Source organism: Affinibrenneria salicis, from assembly GCF_008710095.1.
Genome location: NZ_VYKJ01000014.1, coordinates 1 through 19,332 on the forward strand (window position 1 = coordinate 1; position 19,332 = coordinate 19,332).

The window sequence follows — 19,332 nt, forward strand, 5'->3', positions numbered from 1 at the left end:
TCGCTGCAACAACCAGGATCGCGCCGTCCATCTGGGCGGCACCGGTGATCATGTTTTTCACGTAGTCGGCATGCCCCGGGCAGTCAACGTGCGCGTAGTGGCGAGTCGGGGTATCGTATTCAACGTGCGAGGTGTTGATGGTGATACCACGAGCTTTTTCTTCCGGCGCGTTATCGATCTGGTCGAATGCGCGAGCAGCGCCACCGTAGGTTTTAGCCAGAACGGTAGTGATGGCAGCGGTCAGAGTCGTTTTACCATGGTCAACGTGGCCGATAGTACCGACGTTGAGATGGGGTTTAGTACGTTCAAATTTTTCTTTAGACACGGCTATATTCCTTACTCAAATGCTCCCCCCTTACGGAGAGAGCATGGGATCAATGTATTAACCCGGGATTATTTACCACGGGCTTCAATAACGGCCTGAGCGACGTTGTTCGGCGCTTCGCTGTACTTCAGGAACTCCATGGAGTAAGAAGCACGGCCCTGAGTCTGCGAACGCAGGTCGGTCGCATAACCAAACATTTCCGACAGCGGAACCTGAGCGCGAATGGTTTTACCGGTAGAGGTATCTTCCATACCTTCGATAATACCACGGCGACGGTTCAGGTCACCGATGACGTCACCCATGTAATCTTCCGGGGTTTCAACTTCGACCTTCATGATCGGCTCGAGCAGAACGGGCTTAGCTCGGCTAAACGCTGCTTTAAACGCAATAGACGCAGCCAGTTTAAACGCCAGTTCAGAGGAGTCGACATCATGGTAAGAACCGAAATGCAGACGCACTTTAATATCCACAACCGGATAGCCAGCCAGCGGGCCGGATTTCAGCTGTTCCTGGATACCTTTATCAACGGCCGGGATGTATTCGCCAGGAATAACGCCACCCTTGATGTCGTTGACAAATTCGTAGCCCGGGCCACCTGCTTCCAGCGGAGACATGTCGATAACGACATGACCATACTGACCGCGACCACCGGACTGCTTAGCATGTTTACCTTCAACATCCGTCGCAGTTTCACGGATAGTTTCACGGTAAGCAACCTGCGGCTTACCGATGTTGGCTTCAACGTTGAACTCGCGTTTCATACGGTCAACGATGATTTCCAGATGCAGCTCACCCATACCGGCGATGATGGTCTGGTTAGATTCTTCATCGGTCCATACGCGGAACGACGGGTCTTCTTTTGCCAGACGACCCAGAGCCAGACCCATTTTTTCCTGGTCGGCTTTGGTTTTCGGTTCAACGGCGATAGAGATAACCGGTTCCGGGAACTCCATACGTTCCAGGATGATCGGCGAGTTCTGATCGCACAGCGTGTCGCCGGTGGTCACGTCTTTCAGACCGATTGCCGCAGCGATATCGCCTGCACGAACTTCTTTGATCTCTTCACGTTTGTTGGCGTGCATCTGAACGATACGACCAAAACGCTCACGCTGCGCTTTTACCGAGTTCAGCACGGTATCACCGGAGTTAACCACGCCAGAGTACACGCGGAAGAACGTCAGGTTACCAACGAACGGGTCGGTAGCGATTTTGAACGCCAGTGCGGAGAACGGTTCTTTATCGTCAGAGTGACGCTCTGCCGGTGTATCTTTACCGTCGTCCAGGATACCTTTGATCGCCGGTACGTCGGTCGGCGCCGGCAGATATTCGATAACCGCATCCAGCATCGCCTGAACACCTTTGTTCTTAAACGCAGAACCACAGGTGACCAGGATGATTTCGTTGTTCAGCACGCGCTGACGCAGCGCTTTCTTAATTTCTTCCTCAGACAGTTCTTCACCGCCGAGGTATTTGTCCATCAGCTCTTCAGATGCTTCAGCTGCGGACTCAATCAGGTTCTGGTGCCATTCCTGGGCCAGGTCCTGCAGATCAGCCGGAATTTCTTCATAAGTGAAGGTGACGCCCTGATCGGCTTCATTCCAGTTGATGGCTTTCATTTTCACCAGGTCGACTACGCCGGTGAAGTGCTCTTCAGCACCAATCGCCAGCTGCAGCGGAACCGGGTTCGCGCCCAGACGAGTTTTAATCTGATTAACAACTCGCAGGTAGTTCGCGCCCATACGGTCCATTTTGTTAACGAACGCAATGCGCGGAACTTTATATTTGTTAGCCTGACGCCATACGGTCTCAGACTGCGGCTGAACACCACCAACAGCACAGTAAACCATAACTGCACCATCCAGAACACGCATGGAACGTTCTACTTCGATAGTGAAGTCAACGTGCCCCGGGGTGTCGATGATGTTAATGCGGTGAGCATCAAACTGCTTAGCCATACCGGACCAGAAAGCCGTAGTCGCAGCGGACGTGATGGTGATACCACGTTCCTGCTCCTGCGCCATCCAGTCCATCGTAGCCGCGCCGTCATGAACTTCACCGATTTTGTGGTTCACACCCGTATAGAACAGAATACGTTCGGTCGTGGTGGTTTTACCGGCGTCGATGTGTGCGCTGATACCGATATTGCGGTAGCGCTCAATAGGTGTTGTACGAGCCATTTGTTTCCTCTATATCCAGAGCGTTCAAATTAGTTAACCCAGACGGGTTGGCTTCTTTGAAGCGCCCGCCTGGTTAGCATAACCACTATGCCGGATTACCAGCGATAGTGAGCGAACGCTTTGTTGGCATCTGCCATACGGTGAACGTCTTCACGTTTCTTGACAGCGGTACCTTTGTTTTCCGCTGCATCAGAAAGTTCGTTCGCCAGGCGCAGAGCCATGGATTTATCACCGCGTTTACGAGCAGCTTCTACGATCCAACGCATTGCCAGCGCATTACGACGGACCGGACGGACTTCTACAGGTACCTGATAGGTAGAACCACCAACGCGGCGCGACTTAACTTCGACAGTCGGGCGCACGTTATCCAGCGCTACTTCAAAAGCTTCCAGTTCGGTTTTACCAGAACGCTGAGCCAGGGTCTCCAGCGCGGTATAGACGATAGCTTCAGCGGTAGATTTTTTACCATCTACCATCAGGATGTTGACAAATTTAGCCAGCAGCTCAGATCCGAACTTCGGATCCGGCAGAATTTTACGTTGACCAATGACGCGACGACGTGGCATGGAAATACTCCGTTATTAATTCAGGATTGTCCAAAACTCTACGAGTTTAGTTTGACATTTAAGTTAAAACGTTTGGCCTTACTTAACGGAGAACCATTAAGCCTTCGGCTTCTTGACGCCGTATTTAGAACGGGATTGCTTACGGTCTTTAACACCGGAGCAGTCAAGTGCACCGCGAACGGTGTGATAACGTACACCTGGCAGGTCTTTAACACGACCGCCGCGGATCAGGATCACGGAGTGCTCCTGCAGGTTATGACCTTCCCCACCGATATAGGAGGAAACTTCAAAACCGTTAGTTAAACGAACACGGCATACTTTACGCAGCGCGGAGTTCGGTTTTTTCGGGGTAGTAGTATATACGCGGGTACATACACCACGTTTTTGCGGGCAAGCTTCCAGCGCCGGAACGTTGCTCTTAGCAACCTTCAAGGCGCGCGGTTTGCGTACCAGCTGGTTAATTGTTGCCATTCAGAAAAGCTCCTGGTTTTTGCTTCGTAAACACGTAATAAATCGCCCTATACCCGCGCAAGGCTAAGTATAAGGACGCAGAATTTTAGGACTGGCCGGGAAAGGAGTCAAGAAATATACAAAAATAAACGCTACCAGGCCATTTGCTGAGAATGTCTGACGGTCAGCCCAACAAAGTCAGTATAGCTAATCAGCGCAACTTTGGTTGAAATTTGTTCAATAATGCCGCGCGCCGCCGCATCTTCGCGCAGCGCATACAGCGGCAGGCCTCGACTCAGCAGAACGGACAGCGCCGCGCCGCCGTCGATAGCCGCCACGACCGCATCCTGCAGCAGCAGGATCTCATCGCTGGCGCCGAGACAGCGCACGATCGTCGCGATATCGCATTGCCAGGGAGAACGGGACAGCGTATGCAGCATGGGAATATCTCGTACAGAATAATTAAAATGTCAGCACCGCGTCATAACTGGCCAGCTCAGCGCGCAGCGCGTCAGGATCCAGCATGACGACATCCAGCACCCAGCGCGTTTGCTCCGCCAGCCCGCGTTCGGCCAGCGACGCGCGGCACAGGTAGCGCCGCTCGACGTCATACAGCGGCAGAACGCCGAACGTCGCGATATAGTCGCGCATCAGAATGTCGGCGGGCCGTTGCTGCGGCAGCAGCTGGAATACGCCGTCGCCGACAAAGAATACGCCTGTTTCCTCGCTCAGCGCCGACATCGCCAGCACGGCATCAAGCCCTTCACGCCCGGCGGCGCTGCCGTGCGGCGCCTGAGTAAAAACGAAGGCTACGCGCTTCATTATGTTATTCCGCTCAAAACTGCACGACGCGATCGCAGACCAGTACGGACTGCGACAGCTCCCCCAGCCCGGACAGACTGAATCCGGGCTGGAGATTGGCCTGCGGCAGACCTAACAATTGCGCCTGCTGACTATCCGCCACGCCGCGCCGCAGCGCGGCCGCGACGCACACGTTCAGCGCCACCGCGTGTTGCTGCCCCAGGCGCCGCCATGCCCGCACCAGATCGAATTCATCGCTGGCCGGCGAAGTCAGTTGATTCGCGTTCATCACCCCTTCGCGATAGAAAAATACGCTGTCCAGTTGATGACCCGCCGCCAGCAGCGCCTGGGCGAACTGCAATGCGCTGCTGGCTTGCTGCGTGCCGTACGCCGGACCGGTCACCAGCAGGCAATAGCGCAACATTAGCGATCGTGCCCCGTGAAATCGCCGCTTTTGAATTGCCTGATATAGAGATAGACCGTGTGCTTGGAGATATTCAGCCGATCGGCAACCTGATTAATCGCATCTTTAATGTCAAAAATCCCTTTCTCATACAGGCTCAGGACAATTTGTCGATTTTTGGCATTATTCGAGACATTACGATCGGCGTTAACTTCTTCAATAGAGAACTCCAGCGTCTGCGCCACCAGATCGTCCACCGAGGACGCGAAGTTGACCGAGGACGCGACCTCATGCATTTCAGGCGGCATAAAGGTCTGCATAATCTGAGAGAAAGGCACGTCAAGATTCATATTGATGCACAGCAGACCAATCACCCGCCGCTCGCGGTTGCGAATCGCGATAGTGACCGATTTCATCAACATGCCGCTTTTCGCCCGGGTGAAATAGGCTTTGGATACGCTGCTGTCTTCATCTGCCATATCGTGCAGCATACGCAATGCAAGATCGGTGATCGGCGAGCCAATTTTTCTGCCCGTATGTTCGCCATTGGCGATGCGCACCGCCGAACACTTCAGATCTTCAAGCGAGTGCAGCACAATTTCGCAATGTTCGCCGATCAGCATGGCCAGACCGTCGACCACCGCTTCATACGATTTCAGAATTTCATAATCCGTCGGATTAAACGGCCTTTCATCCAGCAAATCAGCGTCATTAGATTCGCCGGCAACAAGCGAATTAGACATGGCAGATACCACCTTCAACGTCATTTATCTATTGTCTGGACAGGGGGACACAGTCTAGCAAATGTCCTCCCTGCCGTCCCTGTATTTCATGATATCCACAGTGGATACCCTCGTCCGTGTATAACATCAGATATCGGACTTTCTCCTGCGCTCAGCGCCCGGCGCCGCCGGTGATATGATCATACTCAGTCTGGTCTATTCGTCATCCTGCACCTTACCGATCGTTGATTCGAACGCGCGCAGACGCTTATATATAGACAACAACTCAACGATAGTCGACCACGAATTAATCAAATACTGGAACGAATAGCGCACCTGATCAAACACGTTGGTGATCTGAGTCAGCAGTCCCAGCGTCAGCGTGCCGGCGACGATAGAGGGAAACAACACGATCAGGCCAAAGACATTATCGAACTGAAGGTAGAAGGTGCGCACGAGGTTGAAATATGTATAGTGAAAATAGAGACGAAAGTAGTTTTTACGCACCTGACCGAACATCGCCCGCACCGTGAGCGGATCGGCGCGCCCGTCATGATCTTCGCCGTACACCAGCTCCTTGCGATAGGCCGCCTCCACCATCTGATTCCTGAATTCCAGCCCCGGCAGTTTAATCCCGACCAACGCCATCAGCCCGGTGCCCACCACCGACCAGATGATGGCGGCCAGCAGCAGCGCGTAAGGAACATGACCAATCAGCGGCAGCGCGGGAACGTGCGACGAAAGCGCGATCAGTACCGGCACAAAAGCGATCAGCGTCATCACCGCATTAATCAGTTCGACGCCCAGGTCTTCAACGGTAGAGGCAAAGCGCATGGTATCTTCCTGTACGCGCTGCGCGGCCCCTTCTATCTTTCTCAACTTCGCCCAGTGCGCCATATAGTATTCGTTCATCGCGCTACGCCAGCGGAAAACATAATGGCTGATAAAAAACCGGCTTAACACTCCCACCATGACGCCGCACAGCGCAATACCGAGAAAAATAACAATTTGTCGATAGAAATCGGTGAGATTCACCGAATGCGGCGCCGTCAGCGCCTTCTGAATAAGATCCCAAAACGGGACATACCAGGCATTGACCGTAACGCCCACCTGGACAGAAAACCAGGTAACGAAGATGATCAACGCGGAGCCGGGAATCGACCACATCTGCCAGTGATGAGGACTGATGATGAACCAGAACGCGGCGAACAACGCTACGGACAGCAGATAGTAACAATAGAACCACAGAAACGGCGTCGACCAAAAGCGGGACGCGCTGGCGGGCAACGTCTGGCCCGGCGCCAGATGCGCCCCCCAGTCCCGCCCCCATAAAAACCAGACGGACACGCAAAGCAGCGTCCATATCATCACAGAGGAAAAAAACAGCGCCGGTTTAGGGAAAAACGATTTGAACATATCGTACTTATACCTGCTAACAAATCCCTGCATACCTTACAGATTTCAGACTGCGGCGACGGCTCCTGGCGCCGACCGTATAGCGACGCGTCTGAGGCGTCGGTCCGCCGACCACTCGCAGAGACACCGTCAGAGCAAGGCCGGACATGAGGGACGCCAAACCGCCCGCAGTATGAAATATGAAGGGTATAACTCAATGAAGGTTGAGCATAAAAACAATAAACCGTCGGTTAAAGCGTTACTTTGTAACATCATCATACGACCCGACGTGATTTGATATCACCGCCACAATGGGCAAGAACCGGCGCAATGAGTACAAAAAAACCGCAGGGTGTGATCCCTGCGGCGAGAACGCTCACGGACTGCCCATCCGCCTATGCTTGCACGTTATCATCATTCCTGCAGGTTTCCGTCGCGCGGATATACTGCAGACAGAACGAGATAGCGGCATATCAAGCGGAAATAAGGCGGGCATTGATGCGCTGCCTTATCGACCATCCGCCGTCAGATTACTGTGCGCTCTGTTGCTCAGCGGCCGGTTTTTCCGCTTTAGCGTCGTTGGCTTTAACATCCGCTTCGGGTTTGATATCCAGCAGCTCAATCTCGAACACCAGCGTGGAGTTAGGCGGAATGCCGGGTACGCCGGTATCGCTGTAGGCCAGAGCCGGCGGAATAACCAGTTTAATCTTGCCGCCCTTCTTCACTTGCTTCAGACCTTCAGTCCAGCCCGGGATTACGCCGTCCAGACGGAAAGACACCGGCTCGCCGCGCTTATAGGAGCTATCGAACTCGGTGCCGTCAACCAACATACCTTTGTAGTTCACCACCACGGTATCGCTGTCTTTCGGCGCGGCGCCCGTTCCCGCGGCTTCTACCTGATACAGCAGACCGGATGCCGTCTTTTTCACGCCTTTTTCTTTCGCGAAGGCATTGCGGTACTTCGTGCCTTTCTCTTCGTTATCCTTCGCGTCCTGCTGCATTTTCGCCTGCGCGGCCGCTTTTACGCGCGTTTCAAAGCCCTGCATCGTTTTTTCGATTTCTTCATCAGACAATTTGCTTTTGTCTGCGAAGGCGTCCTGGACGCCGGCGACCAGCAGTTCCTTATCCAGCTTAATACCCAGCTTCTCTTGCTCTTTCAGTGAGTTGTCCATGTAACGCCCCAAAGAGGCGCCTAATGCATATGCGACGGCCTGCTCATCAGTTTTGAATTTAGCTGTTGCGGTGCTATCTGCCGCTTTTGCCGTCTCTGCAGCCAGCGCCTGACCGGCATTCAGCGTCAGAGCCATTGTCGTCGCTAACAGCGTGACCTTAAACAGTGATTTCATCCATTTCTCCAGCATCTGGAGCACAGTGCCCCAGCCATCATTAAAAAAATTCGGTGGTTACTATAACTGCGTAAACGAAGACAACACAATCGCCGCACGCCATAAATCCATTGTCAAAAGCCTTTTACGCTACCCATTGCGCCCTATTCCGACCGTTTTTACTACCAGAAGTTTCCGCTTTCTGACAAACTCTGCGGGCAACAGGCAGCAGGAGGAAAGCCAATGTCACAGTCCTCGTTTGAACAACGGCTCGAATTGCTGGAAAGCCGCCAGGCCTTTCAGGAACTGACGATAGAAGAGTTGAACCAGACGATTATTCAGCAGCAATGGGAGCTAAACCGACTGCGCGAGCAGTTACGTTTGCTAACAGAAAGGCTGCGCACCGCTCAAACATCGATGGTGGCTTCCAGCGAGGAAGAAACCCCACCGCCGCACTACTAGCCATACAGCGGCGCGCGCGCAATACCGCCGCAATAAAAAAACAGGGCGCTGGCCGGAAGCCAGTCGCCCTGCGTTGATATCCGCGAATGACGCGGCGCACATAGCGTAAGCTTAGTGACAGCCGCAGCCGCCGTGCCCGCCGCAACCACCTTTACCGTGTTCGTGGTCATGGCCATGACCGCCGCAGCAGCCGTCGTCGCCATGATGGTGATGGTCGTGCTCGCCATGAACATGACCATGGGCCAGCTCTTCTTCCGTCGCGGCGCGAATCGACACCACTTCCACATTGAAGCTCAGATTCTGACCGGCCAGCATATGGTTGCCGTCGACGACGACGTGGTCGTCTTCCACCGCGGTGATTTCGACCGGCACCTGCCCCTGGTCGGTATCCGCCAGGAAGCGCATGCCCACCTGCAGCTCATCCACTCCGACGAAAACCTCTTTCGGTACGCGCTGCACCAGATTTTCATCATAATTGCCATAAGCGTCGTTAGAGGCTACTTTCACGTCAAAACGTTCGCCGATGGCACGACCTTCCAGCGCCGTTTCCAGGCCGGAAATCAAAGAACCGTGACCATGCAGATAGTCCAGCGGAGCACTCACCGGAGACTCATCGACTAATACACCATCTTCTGTACGTACCTGGTAAGCCAGGCTGACCACCAGGTCTTTTGCTACTTTCATGATATCTCCTACCGTTGGAAATCAAGCTGGCGCAAATTGTAGCTGAAAATCATCCCTGTGTACTCTACGGGATAAAAAATCCTGCCATAAACCGCCAGCCTTTAGTCTGGCTGGAATATGCCGATAATGCGATCCGCCGCGCCGTCCGCTCGGTTCGCCTCTTGATCGTCGGGCTGGCGCTGCTGATAACCGCACCTGACGCAGGTGACTACGCTGATGTCCTGATCCTGACTCACGGCCAGCGTATCCATCATCCGACACCGCGGGCACACCGCCCCGGCAATGAACCGTTTCCGCGCTGCTGTCATTGCTTCCGCGCCTTATTCAAACTCGTCCCAGCCGTCAAGACGGCTCCGTTCGCTCTGCATCTCATTGTAGAAAATATCCTCCAGCTCGCGCCGCGCCTCTTTTATACGGGATATTTGCGTTACGTCGCCCCGGCGTTGCGGCATCAGTTCGCGCAGCATACGCATATCCAGCCGGCGAAAGTGCTGTTGGGCGCGGAACGCCTGATGCGGATGCATACCCAGCGAGATCAGCGCCTTGCGACCGAGCTCCAGCGAACTGGAGAAGGTTTCACGCGTGAATTGCGTCACGCCGGCCTGCAACAGTTCATGCGCCTCTACGCGGCCGCGGGCGCGGGCCAAAATATTCAGATGCGGAAAGTGCTGCTGACACAGATTAACAATCGCCATCGTATCTTCCGGGTCGTTGCAGGTAATCACCACCGATTTCGCTTCGTCGGCGCCCGCCGCGCGCAGCAGCTCCAGTTCCTTCGCATCGCCATAGTACACTTTATAACCATAGCTGCGCATCAGGCTGACCGCACTGATATCGCGCTCCAGCACGGTAATGCGCATCTTGTTGGCCATTAGCAAACGGCCGACCACCTGGCCGAAACGGCCGAAACCCACCACTATCACCTGCGGTTCGTCGTTTTCCACCCAGGGTTTTTCATCCGTCTCATCCTTTGCGTTATAACGACGCGTCAGAATGCGATCGACCCACGTCATCAGCAACGGCGTCGTCATCATCGATAGCGTGACCACCACCAGCAACAGCGGCAATTGTTCGCCCTGCAGGACATTCTGCGCCGCCGCGGCGGAAAACAGCACGAAGGCGAACTCGCCGCCCTGACTGAGCACCACGGAAAATTGCAAACGCTCGGAACGACGCATGCCGAACTGACGGGCCAGCAGATACAGCACGCCGCATTTCACCGCCACCAGCACCAGTACGCCGGCCAGCACTTCTAATATATGGGTATAGAGCACCCCCAGATTGAGCGCCATCCCCACCGAGATAAAGAACAGACCGAGCAGCAGTCCTTTGAAAGGCTCAATGGAAATTTCCAGCTCGTGGCGGTATTCGCTTTCAGCCAGCAGCACGCCGGCGATAAAGGTGCCCAGCGCCATCGACAAGCCCAACGCGTCCATAAACAGCGCGGAGCCCAGCACCAGCAATAAAGCGGCCGCGGTAAAGACCTCGCGCACGCCGGAAGCCGCGATAAACCGAAACAGCGGACGCACCAGATAGCGGCCGCCGATCAGCATGCCGCCAAACGCCACCACCTTCAGCGCGATATGCTGCCAGTCGCCGCCGGCGCCGGCGCCGCCGCTGCCGGCCAGTACGGGAATCAGCGCCAGCGCCGGGATAACGGCCAAATCCTGAAACAGCAGCACGGAAAATCCGGTCTGACCGGATTCATTGCGATTCATGCCTTTTTCACGCATTAACTGCAGCGCCATCGCCGTGGACGACATCGCCAGCCCGATACCGCCAATCAATGCGGCGCGCCAGCTGAAGCCATCCAGACACAGCAGCGCGGCCAGTATCACGCTGCTGAGCAGCACCTGAAACGCCCCGACGCCAAAGATCGAGCGGCGCAGCGTCCACAGTTTGGACGGATTTAGCTCCAGCCCGATGATAAACATCAGGAAGACCACGCCCAGCTCGGAAAAATGCAGAATTTCATCCACGTCGCGGATAAACCCCATCCCCCAGGGACCGATGGCAATGCCGGCGATCAGATACCCCAGCACCGAGCCGATACCTAAACGGGTCGCCAGCGGCACGGCCAGTACGGCGGCGAATAAAAACAGCACGCCTGCCGTCAATAACGCAGAGCCCTCCATAATCAGCGATCTCCTTCCGGTATCGGCGCGCACAGCCAGTCGGCGTAGGCGTGTGACAGTTTCGCCAGCACCTCCGCCGACTGACGACGCGCCCGGTAAACAATAAGCGGTTTTAACCAGTGCATATGGCACATCGCCGCCGTCAGTTCGAACGGCCGCAGGATATCGCCGATGGGATAGCGGTTATAGCCGCTGACCTGATAAGCGCCTTCCGACTCGCCGGTGGTGATAACCGAACGCCAGTATTTTCCCATTAACGCCGTGCCGCCGGGACCGCTGGCGAACCCGCGCGCCAGCACGCGATCCATCCACTCTTTCAGCAAGGCCGGACAGCTGTAGGTATAAAGCGGGTGTTGAAAAACCACGACCTGATGATCGCGCAGCAACTGCTGCTCATAAGCGATATCTATAAAAAAGTCCGGATAACTGGCATAAAGATCGTGTACGGTTACGTGTTCCAGCTGCTGAGCCGGTTGCAGCAAAACCCGATTGGCGACCGAGTCCTGTGATTCCGGATGGGCATACAGCAGCAAGACTCTGGCTGGCTGCGACATCATTCCCTCCAAAGCGTCGTCATGATAAAGGTTTTCCGTTACCATGCAGCGCAAAGACTAAAACCTGGGCACCGCGTCCGGGCGTCCAGCACATAATTTAACATACTCTGAACATACGGCGCTTTATGATTGTTTTCTCTTCGTTGCAAATCCGACGCGGTACGCGCGTCCTGCTGGATAACGCTTCCGCCACCGTCAATCCTGGCCAGAAGGTTGGGCTGGTCGGCAAAAACGGCTGCGGCAAATCGACGCTGCTGGCTTTACTAAAAGGCGAGATCGCCGCGGACGGCGGCGACGTCAGTTTCCCGCAAAACTGGGCGCTGGCATGGGTCAATCAGGAGACGCCGGCCTTAACGGTGCCGGCGCTTGATTATGTGATCGACGGCGACCGAGAATTTCGCCAGTTGGAAAGCGCGCTGCGCCTCGCCAATGAACAGAACGACGGCAACGCCATCGCCCTGCTGCACGGCAAGCTGGACGCCATCAACGCCTGGAGCATTCAGGCGCGCGCCGCCAGCCTGCTCAGCGGGCTCGGCTTCACCCAGGAGCAGCTGCAGCAGCCGGTCAGCGCCTTTTCCGGCGGCTGGCGTATGCGCCTGAATCTGGCTCAGGCTCTGGTTTGCCGTTCCGATCTGCTGCTGCTGGATGAACCGACCAACCACCTGGATCTGGATGCGGTAATCTGGCTGGAAAAGTGGCTGAAAAGTTATCCCGGCACGCTGGTCCTGATTTCGCACGACCGGGATTTCCTCGATCCGATCGTCAATAAGATCCTGCATATCGAACAGGAAACCCTGAACGAATACACCGGCAACTATTCATCGTTTGAACATCAGCGCGCCACCCGTCTGGCCCAGCACCAGGCGCTGTATCAACATCAGCAGGAGCGCGTCGCTCATCTGCAGCACTATATCGACCGTTTTCGCGCCAAAGCGACCAAGGCCAAACAGGCGCAGAGCCGCATCAAAATGCTGGAACGGATGGAGCTGATCGCGCCCGCGCACGTCGACAACCCTTTCCGATTCAGTTTCCGTCCGCCGGAGACGCTGCCCAATCCGCTGCTGCGAATGGAAAAGGTCAGCGCCGGCTACGGCGATAAACTGATTCTCGAGTCGATTAAGCTAAATCTGGTGCCGGGTTCGCGCATCGGCCTGCTCGGCCACAACGGCGCGGGTAAATCCACGCTGATCAAGCTGCTGGCCGGCTCGCTGGCGCCGCTGCATGGCGAAGTCGGTCTCGCCAAAGGCGTGAAACTCGGCTACTTCGCGCAGCATCAACTAGAATTTTTGCGCGCGGACGAATCGCCGCTGCAGCATCTGGTCAGGCTGGCTGAACGCGAAACCGAACAGCAGCTGCGCGACTATCTCGGCGGGTTCGGCTTCCAGGGCGATAAAGTGACCGAAGCCACCGAACGCTTTTCCGGCGGCGAGAAAGCGCGGCTGGTGCTGGCGCTGATCGTCTGGCAGCGCCCGAACCTGCTGCTGCTGGATGAACCGACCAACCACCTCGATCTGGATATGCGTCAGGCGCTGACCGAAGCCTTGATCGATTTCGAAGGGGCGCTGGTGGTGGTTTCCCATGATCGCCATCTGCTGCGCTCCACCACCGACGACCTCTATCTGGTACACGACCGCCGGGTCGAACCGTTCGATGGCGACCTCGAGGACTATCAGCAGTGGCTGGCCGGCCTGCAGCGTCAGGACAGCGGCGCCGGCGATAGCCGGAAAGAACAGAGCGGCAACAGCGCCCAGGCGCGTAAAGAACAGAAGCGGCGCGAGGCCGAGCTGCGCGCGCAGACCCAGCCGCTGCGCAAACAGCTGGCCGGTCTGGAACAACAAATGGAAAAACTGGGCCGCGAACTGGCGGCCATTGAGCATCGCCTGGCCGACAGCGAACTGTACGATATCAGCCGCAAGAGCGAACTGACCGACTGTCTGCAGCAGCAGACGACGCTGAAAAACCAACTGGAAGACGCGGAGATGGTATGGCTGGATACGCAGGAGCAACTGGAGCAGTTGACCCAAACGCTGTCCGACCAGGCCGGCACGCAATAAAGAAGGGGCGCGCCGCCCCCAGCCTGCGCTCTAACCGGGCAAGCCCGGAGAGCAAAGGATGCGCAGCCGGGACGGCGGCAATCTGAAAGGTAACGAGCATCTCAAACTGACCGTGCGATCCGTACCGGACAAGATTCTTAATATGAAGATAACTATGCCGTCGGAAAAAAATTTCCGCCCCATGCCGGGGGCCGGCAACCCGCATCTGCAAACCCTATTGCCGCGCCTGATTCGCCAGCGATTGCGCATCACGCCATACTGGCAGAGGCTGGATACGCCCGACGGCGATTTTCTTGACCTGGCCTGGAGCGAGGATCCGCTGCAGGCGCGGCACAAGCCGCGTATGGTGCTATTTCACGGACTGGAAGGCAACATATACAGCCCCTATGCGCACGGCCTGCTGAGCGCCTGCCGGCAGCGGGGGTGGCTGGGCGTGGTGATGCATTTCCGCGGCTGCAGCGGTAAACCGAACCGGATGGGACGCATCTATCATTCCGGCGAAACCGAAGACGCCCGCTATCTGCTGGAGTGGATGCAGCAAACGCTGGGCAAAGTGCCGATCGCCGCGGCGGGCTTCTCACTCGGCGGCAATATGCTGGCCTGTCTGCTGGCGCGCCGGGACGTAGTCTGTCTGCCTGACGCGGCGGTGATTGTCTCCGCTCCGCTGATGCTGGAGCCGTGCGGCGCGCGCATCGAACATGGCGTCAGCCGCCTGTATCAGCACTATTTGCTCAGACTGCTGAAACAAAACGTCCGCCGTAAAATGATGGCTTACCCTGATTCGCTGCCCTTCCGGCCGGCGCAGCTAAAAAAATTGCGCCGGCTGCGCGATTTCGATGACCTGATTACCGCCCCCCTGCATGGCTTTCGCGATGCGCTCGATTACTACCGGCGCTGCAGCGCGTTACCGCGCCTGTTGCGCATCCGCACCCCGCTGCTGATCATTCAGGCCAAAGACGATCCCTTTATGGCGCCGGCGGTGATTCCCGATCTTGCCAGCTTGCCGGATAATATCGAATATCAGCTCACCGAACGTGGCGGCCACGTCGGCTTCGTGGGCGGCTCCGTGTGGAAACCCGAAATGTGGCTGGAGCAACGCATCCCGGCCTGGCTGACTCAATTTCTGGATAAATAACGTGATAATTCCCTGGCAACAACTCAACCCGGACACGCTGGATAGCGTGATCGAATCCTTCGTGCTGCGCGAGGGCACGGATTACGGTCTGCAGGAGCGATCGCTGGCGCAAAAAGTCGAAGATGTACGTTTACAGCTACAGCGCGGCGAAGCCGTGCTGGTATGGTCGGAACTGCATGAAACGCTTAACATTATGCCGCGTGACCGTTTCCACGGAGAGTAACGCCAGCGGCGTTTTTTGCCCGCCCTCCGCATCGATCATGTATCTCTGATGGTAATCGTGCTAACAATAAAGACAGCTATAACCAATAGATCTCAGAGAATGAAAGAACGCGCGGGCGCCGGAAATCTGGCAACCGAAACCGGCGGCCCCAGGAACAGGCTGGCCGCCCGAGAGATAAGAGGATATCTATTCTGGCGCGTATCGCCACCCTGACGGAGTAAAAAATCATTATGTCTGCCCGACATCCCATTATTGCCGTAACCGGCTCCAGCGGGGCCGGAACCACGACAACCAGCCTGGCCTTTCGTAAAATTTTTCAACAGCTGAATATCCGCGCCGCGCAGCTGGAAGGCGATAGCTTCCACCGCTACACCCGGCCGGAAATGGATATGGCCATTCGCAAGGCGCGCGACGCCGGCCGCCACATCAGCTATTTTGGCCCGGAAGCTAATGATTTCGCCCTGCTCGAACAGTCCTTTATCGAATACGGCCGGCACGGACGCGGCAAATCACGCAAGTATTTGCATACCTACGACGAGGCCATTCCTTACAATCAGGTACCGGGCACATTCACCCCCTGGGAACCGCTGCCGGAACCGACCGACGTGCTGTTTTATGAAGGGCTGCACGGCGGCGTGGTCTGCGATCAGACCGATGTTTCCCGGCATGTCGATCTGCTGGTGGGCGTCGTGCCCATCGTTAACCTTGAATGGATACAGAAACTCATTCGCGATATTAACGAACGAGGCCATTCGCGCGAGGCGGTGATGGATTCCGTGGTTCGTTCAATGGAAGATTATATTTCCTACATCACGCCGCAGTTTTCCCACACGCATATTAACTTCCAGCGCGTGCCGACCGTAGACACCTCGAACCCGTTCGCGGCGCGCGCCATTCCGTCGCTGGACGAAAGCTTTGTGGTGATCCATTTTCAGGGCATCGACCATATCGATTTTCCCTACCTGCTGGCCATGCTGCAGGGATCGTTTATCTCGCATATCAATACGCTGGTGGTACCCGGCGGAAAAATGGGGCTGGCGATGGAGTTGATTATGGCGCCGCTGGTGCAGCGCCTGCTGGAAGGGAAAAAAATAGAGTAGCGCAAACCTGCGGTCGGTTATCCCGCATCGTGAATCTCGTGACTGTGGGTAACGTTGACCGTCTTTTCCAGCATCAGCGCCACGGAACAATACTTCTCCGCCGACAGGCTCACCGCGCGCGCGACCGCTTTATCCGTCAGCCCTTTTCCCTGCACGATAAAATGCAGGTTGATGTGGGTAAACAGACGCGGCGCCTCGCTGCGGCGTTCGGAGGTCAGACGGACCTCGCAGTCGATGACGCTATAACGCCCTTTTTGCAGAATGGACACCACATCGATGGCGCTGCAGCCTCCCGCCGCCATCAGCACCATTTCCATCGGGCTGGGCGCCTTATCGCCGGAATTGCCGTCCATGACCACCTGATGGCCGGAGGCCGACTCACCGATAAACGTTAGCCCCTCGACCCATTTGACCCGTGCCTGCATGCGCCCTTTCTCCATCCCAAATATCGTCAAAAAACATCTTTTTTTCGCAAAACGCGACTGTAACCGGAGTTGTGTCATGCTGAAGCGAGACAACAGGAGACACTTGCGTCAAGCTGTGCTACAAACAAATACCGATCGGCCTCTTTATAGTGGACCTGAATAAGAGGAAGATCCAGATGTCACCAGATAGTGGCTTCAGCATAGTCCCTGACGTTATTCCGGCTAAAAACGGAATTTGAATTGCTAAAAACTGATCACGCCGTACAGGGAACTCTGAGCCCTGTGATTTGCGCAGTGGATTACAACAGAGGATAATAGCGAATGGTTCTCGGCAAACCGCAAACAGACCCCACTCTCGAATGGTTTCTTTCTCATTGCCATATCCACAAGTACCCGTCGAAGAGTACGCTTATTCACCAGGGTGAAAAAGCAGAAACGCTTTACTACATCGTGAAAGGCGCTGTCGCAGTGCTGATTAAAGATGAAGAAGGCAAGGAGATGATACTTTCCTATCTGAATCAGGGTGATTTTATCGGTGAACTCGGCCTGTTCGAAGAAGGGCAGGAGCGCAGCGCCTGGGTGCGGGCCAAAACGGCCTGTGAGGTTGCTGAAATCTCTTATAAAAAATTCCGCCAGTTAATTCAGGTAAACCCGGATATTTTGATGCGTCTGTCGGCCCAGATGGCGCGTCGCTTACAGGTAACATCGGAAAAAGTGGGCAATCTGGCCTTTCTGGACGTCACCGGCCGCATTGCGCAAACGTTGTTGAATCTGGCCAAACAGCCGGATGCGATGACCCACCCCGACGGTATGCAAATAAAAATCACTCGTCAGGAGATTGGTCAGATAGTCGGTTGTTCACGCGAAACTGTCGGCCGTATTCTGAAAATGCTGGAAGACCAGAATCTGATTTCCGCGCACGGCAAAACCATTGTGGTCTACGGTACGCGTTAAGCACGGATTGATATATCCCGGATAAAAAGGGCGTGAAGTTTCACGCCCTTTTTCGTATAGCCCACCTTATTCGCGCCATTACCCGCCAGGCGCAGGCGGCGCGCTCTGGCTGAGGCCATCGTCATACGGAACGCGCGGGCAAGGGTTTTTCAGCCCACGATTAGCGAGCGCCGACCACCTGCGCTACCGCTTTGGCGAACAGAGCCATACCCTGTTCGATCTCCTGCGGATCGATGACCAGCGAAGGAACGAAGCGAATCACGTCCGGGCCGGCGACCAGCACCATCACGCCCTGTTCCGCTCCCGCGGCGAGAAATTCGCGCGCACGGCCGTGCCATTCCGGTTTCAGCTCGGCGCCCAACAGCAGCCCCAACCCGCGAATCTGGGCAAAAATCCCGTACTGCTCATTGATTTTTTCCAATTCTGCAACAAACTGCGCATTGCGCAACGCTACGCCGTCCAGCACTTCCGGCGTGTTAATCACGTCCAGCGCCGCTTCGGCGACGGCGCACGCCAGAGGGTTGCCGCCGTAGGTGGTGCCATGCACGCCCACGCTCATCGCCGAAGCGATTTCATTAGTGGTCAGCATCGCGCTGATCGGGAAACCGCCGCCGAGCGCCTTGGCCGTGGTCAGGATATCCGGCGTCACGCCATAGTGCATATAGGTAAACAGCTTGCCGGTGCGCCCCATGCCGCACTGCACTTCGTCAAACACCAACAGCGCCTGATGGCGATCGCACAGCTCGCGCACGCCGCGCATAAACGCCGGCGTTGCCGGAGTGATGCCGCCCTCGCCCTGCACGGGCTCCAGCACTACGGCGCAGGTATGGTCGTCCATCACGGCTTTAACCGCATCCAGATCGTTAAAAGGCACGTGCACAATATCGGCCGGTTTCGGGCCAAACCCATCGGCATATTTCGCCTGCCCGCCGACCGATACGGTGAAGAGCGTGCGGCCGTGGAAAGCGTTGTAGAAAGAAATGATTTTGGTTTTGTACGGGCTGTGGCGTTTACCGGCGTAGTAGCGGGCCAGTTTAAACGCAGCCTCGTTCGCTTCCGCGCCGGAATTGGCGAAAAACACGCGCTCGGCGAAGGTGGCGTTAATCAGTTTCTGCGCCAGGCGCAGCGTGGGTTCATTGGTAAACACATTACTGGTGTGCCATAACGTCTCGCCCTGCTGATGCAGCGCGGCCACCAGCGCCGGATGACAGTGTCCCAGCGCCGTCACCGCAATGCCGCCTGAAAAATCAATATACTCTTTACCCTGCTGATCCCATACCCGGCTGCCTTTGCCTCTTACCGGCACAAACTGCGCTGGCGCATAAACAGGTAAAATCACCTGGTCATATGTCTGACGGGTCACTTCCGCTTTATCTGTAGACATTCGTTCTCCCACCCTGCTTTTCCACCATAGGAAATGAAAATATAATCATTAAATATGC

22 protein-coding genes are annotated in these 19,332 nt (G+C 55.9%); 6 read left to right on the forward strand and 16 right to left on the reverse strand.

All coding sequences use genetic code 11. The features are described 5' to 3' along the window. The 10 genes from FJU30_RS21345 to fkpA form a co-directional block, all read right to left on the reverse strand. A partial coding sequence (locus FJU30_RS21345; RefSeq protein ID WP_150436998.1) for a GTP-binding protein occupies positions 1 to 325 on the reverse strand: 325 nt, incomplete at its 3' end. Positions 326 to 393: 68 nt separating this feature from the next. Then, complete coding sequence (gene fusA / locus FJU30_RS21350; RefSeq protein WP_150436999.1) at positions 394 to 2,502, reverse strand: elongation factor G; 2,109 nt, start codon at positions 2,500 to 2,502, stop codon at positions 394 to 396. Positions 2,503 to 2,597: 95 nt separating this feature from the next. Beyond that, entirely contained in the window at positions 2,598 to 3,068 is a 471-nt protein-coding gene (gene rpsG, locus FJU30_RS21355) for a 30S ribosomal protein S7 (protein ID WP_150437000.1), read from the reverse strand. A 96-nt stretch (positions 3,069 to 3,164) separates the two neighbouring features. Next, positions 3,165 to 3,539 carry a 30S ribosomal protein S12 gene (gene rpsL / locus FJU30_RS21360; RefSeq protein WP_150437001.1) on the reverse strand — a complete coding sequence of 125 codons (375 nt, stop codon included), beginning with the start codon at positions 3,537 to 3,539 and terminating at the stop codon, positions 3,165 to 3,167. A 131-nt stretch (positions 3,540 to 3,670) separates the two neighbouring features. After that, positions 3,671 to 3,958 carry a sulfurtransferase complex subunit TusB gene (gene tusB, locus FJU30_RS21365; RefSeq protein ID WP_150437002.1) on the reverse strand — a complete coding sequence of 96 codons (288 nt, stop codon included), beginning with the start codon at positions 3,956 to 3,958 and terminating at the stop codon, positions 3,671 to 3,673. A gap of 22 nt (positions 3,959 to 3,980) precedes the next feature. Then, on the reverse strand, positions 3,981 to 4,340 hold the full coding sequence (tusC, locus tag FJU30_RS21370) for a sulfurtransferase complex subunit TusC (protein WP_150437003.1): 360 nt from the start codon (positions 4,338 to 4,340) through the stop codon (positions 3,981 to 3,983). Between the two features lie 13 nt (positions 4,341 to 4,353). Continuing rightward, entirely contained in the window at positions 4,354 to 4,743 is a 390-nt protein-coding gene (tusD, locus tag FJU30_RS21375) for a sulfurtransferase complex subunit TusD (RefSeq protein WP_150437004.1), read from the reverse strand. Then, positions 4,743 to 5,465 carry a helix-turn-helix transcriptional regulator gene (locus FJU30_RS21380; protein ID WP_150437005.1) on the reverse strand — a complete coding sequence of 241 codons (723 nt, stop codon included), beginning with the start codon at positions 5,463 to 5,465 and terminating at the stop codon, positions 4,743 to 4,745. The genes tusD and FJU30_RS21380 overlap by 1 nt, the downstream gene beginning before the upstream one ends. A 195-nt stretch (positions 5,466 to 5,660) precedes the next feature. Further along, positions 5,661 to 6,860, reverse strand: a complete 1,200-nt coding sequence (sbmA, locus tag FJU30_RS21385) for a peptide antibiotic transporter SbmA (RefSeq protein WP_150437006.1) — start codon at positions 6,858 to 6,860, stop codon at positions 5,661 to 5,663. A gap of 509 nt (positions 6,861 to 7,369) precedes the next feature. Continuing rightward, positions 7,370 to 8,185: an FKBP-type peptidyl-prolyl cis-trans isomerase gene (fkpA, locus tag FJU30_RS21390; RefSeq protein ID WP_150437007.1), complete on the reverse strand. Its 816-nt coding sequence runs from the start codon at positions 8,183 to 8,185 to the stop codon at positions 7,370 to 7,372. A gap of 222 nt (positions 8,186 to 8,407) precedes the next feature. Here fkpA and FJU30_RS21395 point away from each other — a divergent pair, with 222 nt between their 5' ends. Next, the gene (locus tag FJU30_RS21395; RefSeq protein WP_150437008.1) at positions 8,408 to 8,626 is read left to right on the forward strand and encodes a SlyX family protein; all 219 of its coding nucleotides are present in this window, start codon (positions 8,408 to 8,410) and stop codon (positions 8,624 to 8,626) included. 111 nt (positions 8,627 to 8,737) lie between these two features. Here FJU30_RS21395 and slyD read toward each other — a convergent pair whose 3' ends face one another. The 4 genes from slyD to kefG form a co-directional block, all read right to left on the reverse strand. Beyond that, positions 8,738 to 9,310 (reverse strand): peptidylprolyl isomerase, encoded by a 573-nt coding sequence (slyD, locus tag FJU30_RS21400; RefSeq protein WP_150437009.1) that lies wholly within the window; start codon positions 9,308 to 9,310, stop codon positions 8,738 to 8,740. Between the two features lie 101 nt (positions 9,311 to 9,411). Then, a complete protein-coding gene (locus tag FJU30_RS21405) occupies positions 9,412 to 9,618 on the reverse strand; it encodes a YheV family putative zinc ribbon protein (protein WP_150437010.1) in 207 nt (68 codons plus the stop codon). 12 nt (positions 9,619 to 9,630) lie between these two features. Continuing rightward, entirely contained in the window at positions 9,631 to 11,445 is a 1,815-nt protein-coding gene (kefB, locus tag FJU30_RS21410) for a glutathione-regulated potassium-efflux system protein KefB (RefSeq protein ID WP_150437011.1), read from the reverse strand. A 2-nt stretch (positions 11,446 to 11,447) separates the two neighbouring features. Beyond that, positions 11,448 to 11,999 carry a glutathione-regulated potassium-efflux system ancillary protein KefG gene (gene kefG / locus FJU30_RS21415; protein WP_191091670.1) on the reverse strand — a complete coding sequence of 184 codons (552 nt, stop codon included), beginning with the start codon at positions 11,997 to 11,999 and terminating at the stop codon, positions 11,448 to 11,450. A 125-nt stretch (positions 12,000 to 12,124) separates the two neighbouring features. Here kefG and FJU30_RS21420 point away from each other — a divergent pair, with 125 nt between their 5' ends. From FJU30_RS21420 to FJU30_RS21435, 4 genes are all read left to right on the forward strand, one after another. Then, positions 12,125 to 14,053: an ABC transporter ATP-binding protein gene (locus tag FJU30_RS21420; protein ID WP_150437013.1), complete on the forward strand. Its 1,929-nt coding sequence runs from the start codon at positions 12,125 to 12,127 to the stop codon at positions 14,051 to 14,053. A 154-nt stretch (positions 14,054 to 14,207) separates the two neighbouring features. Beyond that, complete coding sequence (locus FJU30_RS21425) at positions 14,208 to 15,188, forward strand: hydrolase (protein ID WP_150437145.1); 981 nt, start codon at positions 14,208 to 14,210, stop codon at positions 15,186 to 15,188. 1 nt (position 15,189) lies between these two features. After that, on the forward strand, positions 15,190 to 15,411 hold the full coding sequence (locus FJU30_RS21430; protein ID WP_150437014.1) for a YheU family protein: 222 nt from the start codon (positions 15,190 to 15,192) through the stop codon (positions 15,409 to 15,411). 230 nt (positions 15,412 to 15,641) lie between these two features. Continuing rightward, positions 15,642 to 16,511 (forward strand): phosphoribulokinase, encoded by an 870-nt coding sequence (locus FJU30_RS21435; protein ID WP_150437015.1) that lies wholly within the window; start codon positions 15,642 to 15,644, stop codon positions 16,509 to 16,511. A gap of 17 nt (positions 16,512 to 16,528) precedes the next feature. Here the strand turns inward: FJU30_RS21435 and FJU30_RS21440 are convergent, their stop codons facing one another. Next, complete coding sequence (locus FJU30_RS21440) at positions 16,529 to 16,936, reverse strand: OsmC family protein (RefSeq protein WP_150437016.1); 408 nt, start codon at positions 16,934 to 16,936, stop codon at positions 16,529 to 16,531. Positions 16,937 to 17,257: 321 nt separating this feature from the next. Between FJU30_RS21440 and crp the strand changes: the two genes are divergently transcribed. Next, a complete protein-coding gene (gene crp / locus FJU30_RS21445) occupies positions 17,258 to 17,890 on the forward strand; it encodes a cAMP-activated global transcriptional regulator CRP (protein ID WP_013510795.1) in 633 nt (210 codons plus the stop codon). Positions 17,891 to 18,050: 160 nt separating this feature from the next. Here the strand turns inward: crp and argD are convergent, their stop codons facing one another. Then, on the reverse strand, positions 18,051 to 19,274 hold the full coding sequence (gene argD, locus FJU30_RS21450) for a bifunctional acetylornithine/succinyldiaminopimelate transaminase (protein WP_150437017.1): 1,224 nt from the start codon (positions 19,272 to 19,274) through the stop codon (positions 18,051 to 18,053). Positions 19,275 to 19,332: the final 58 nt, after the last annotated feature.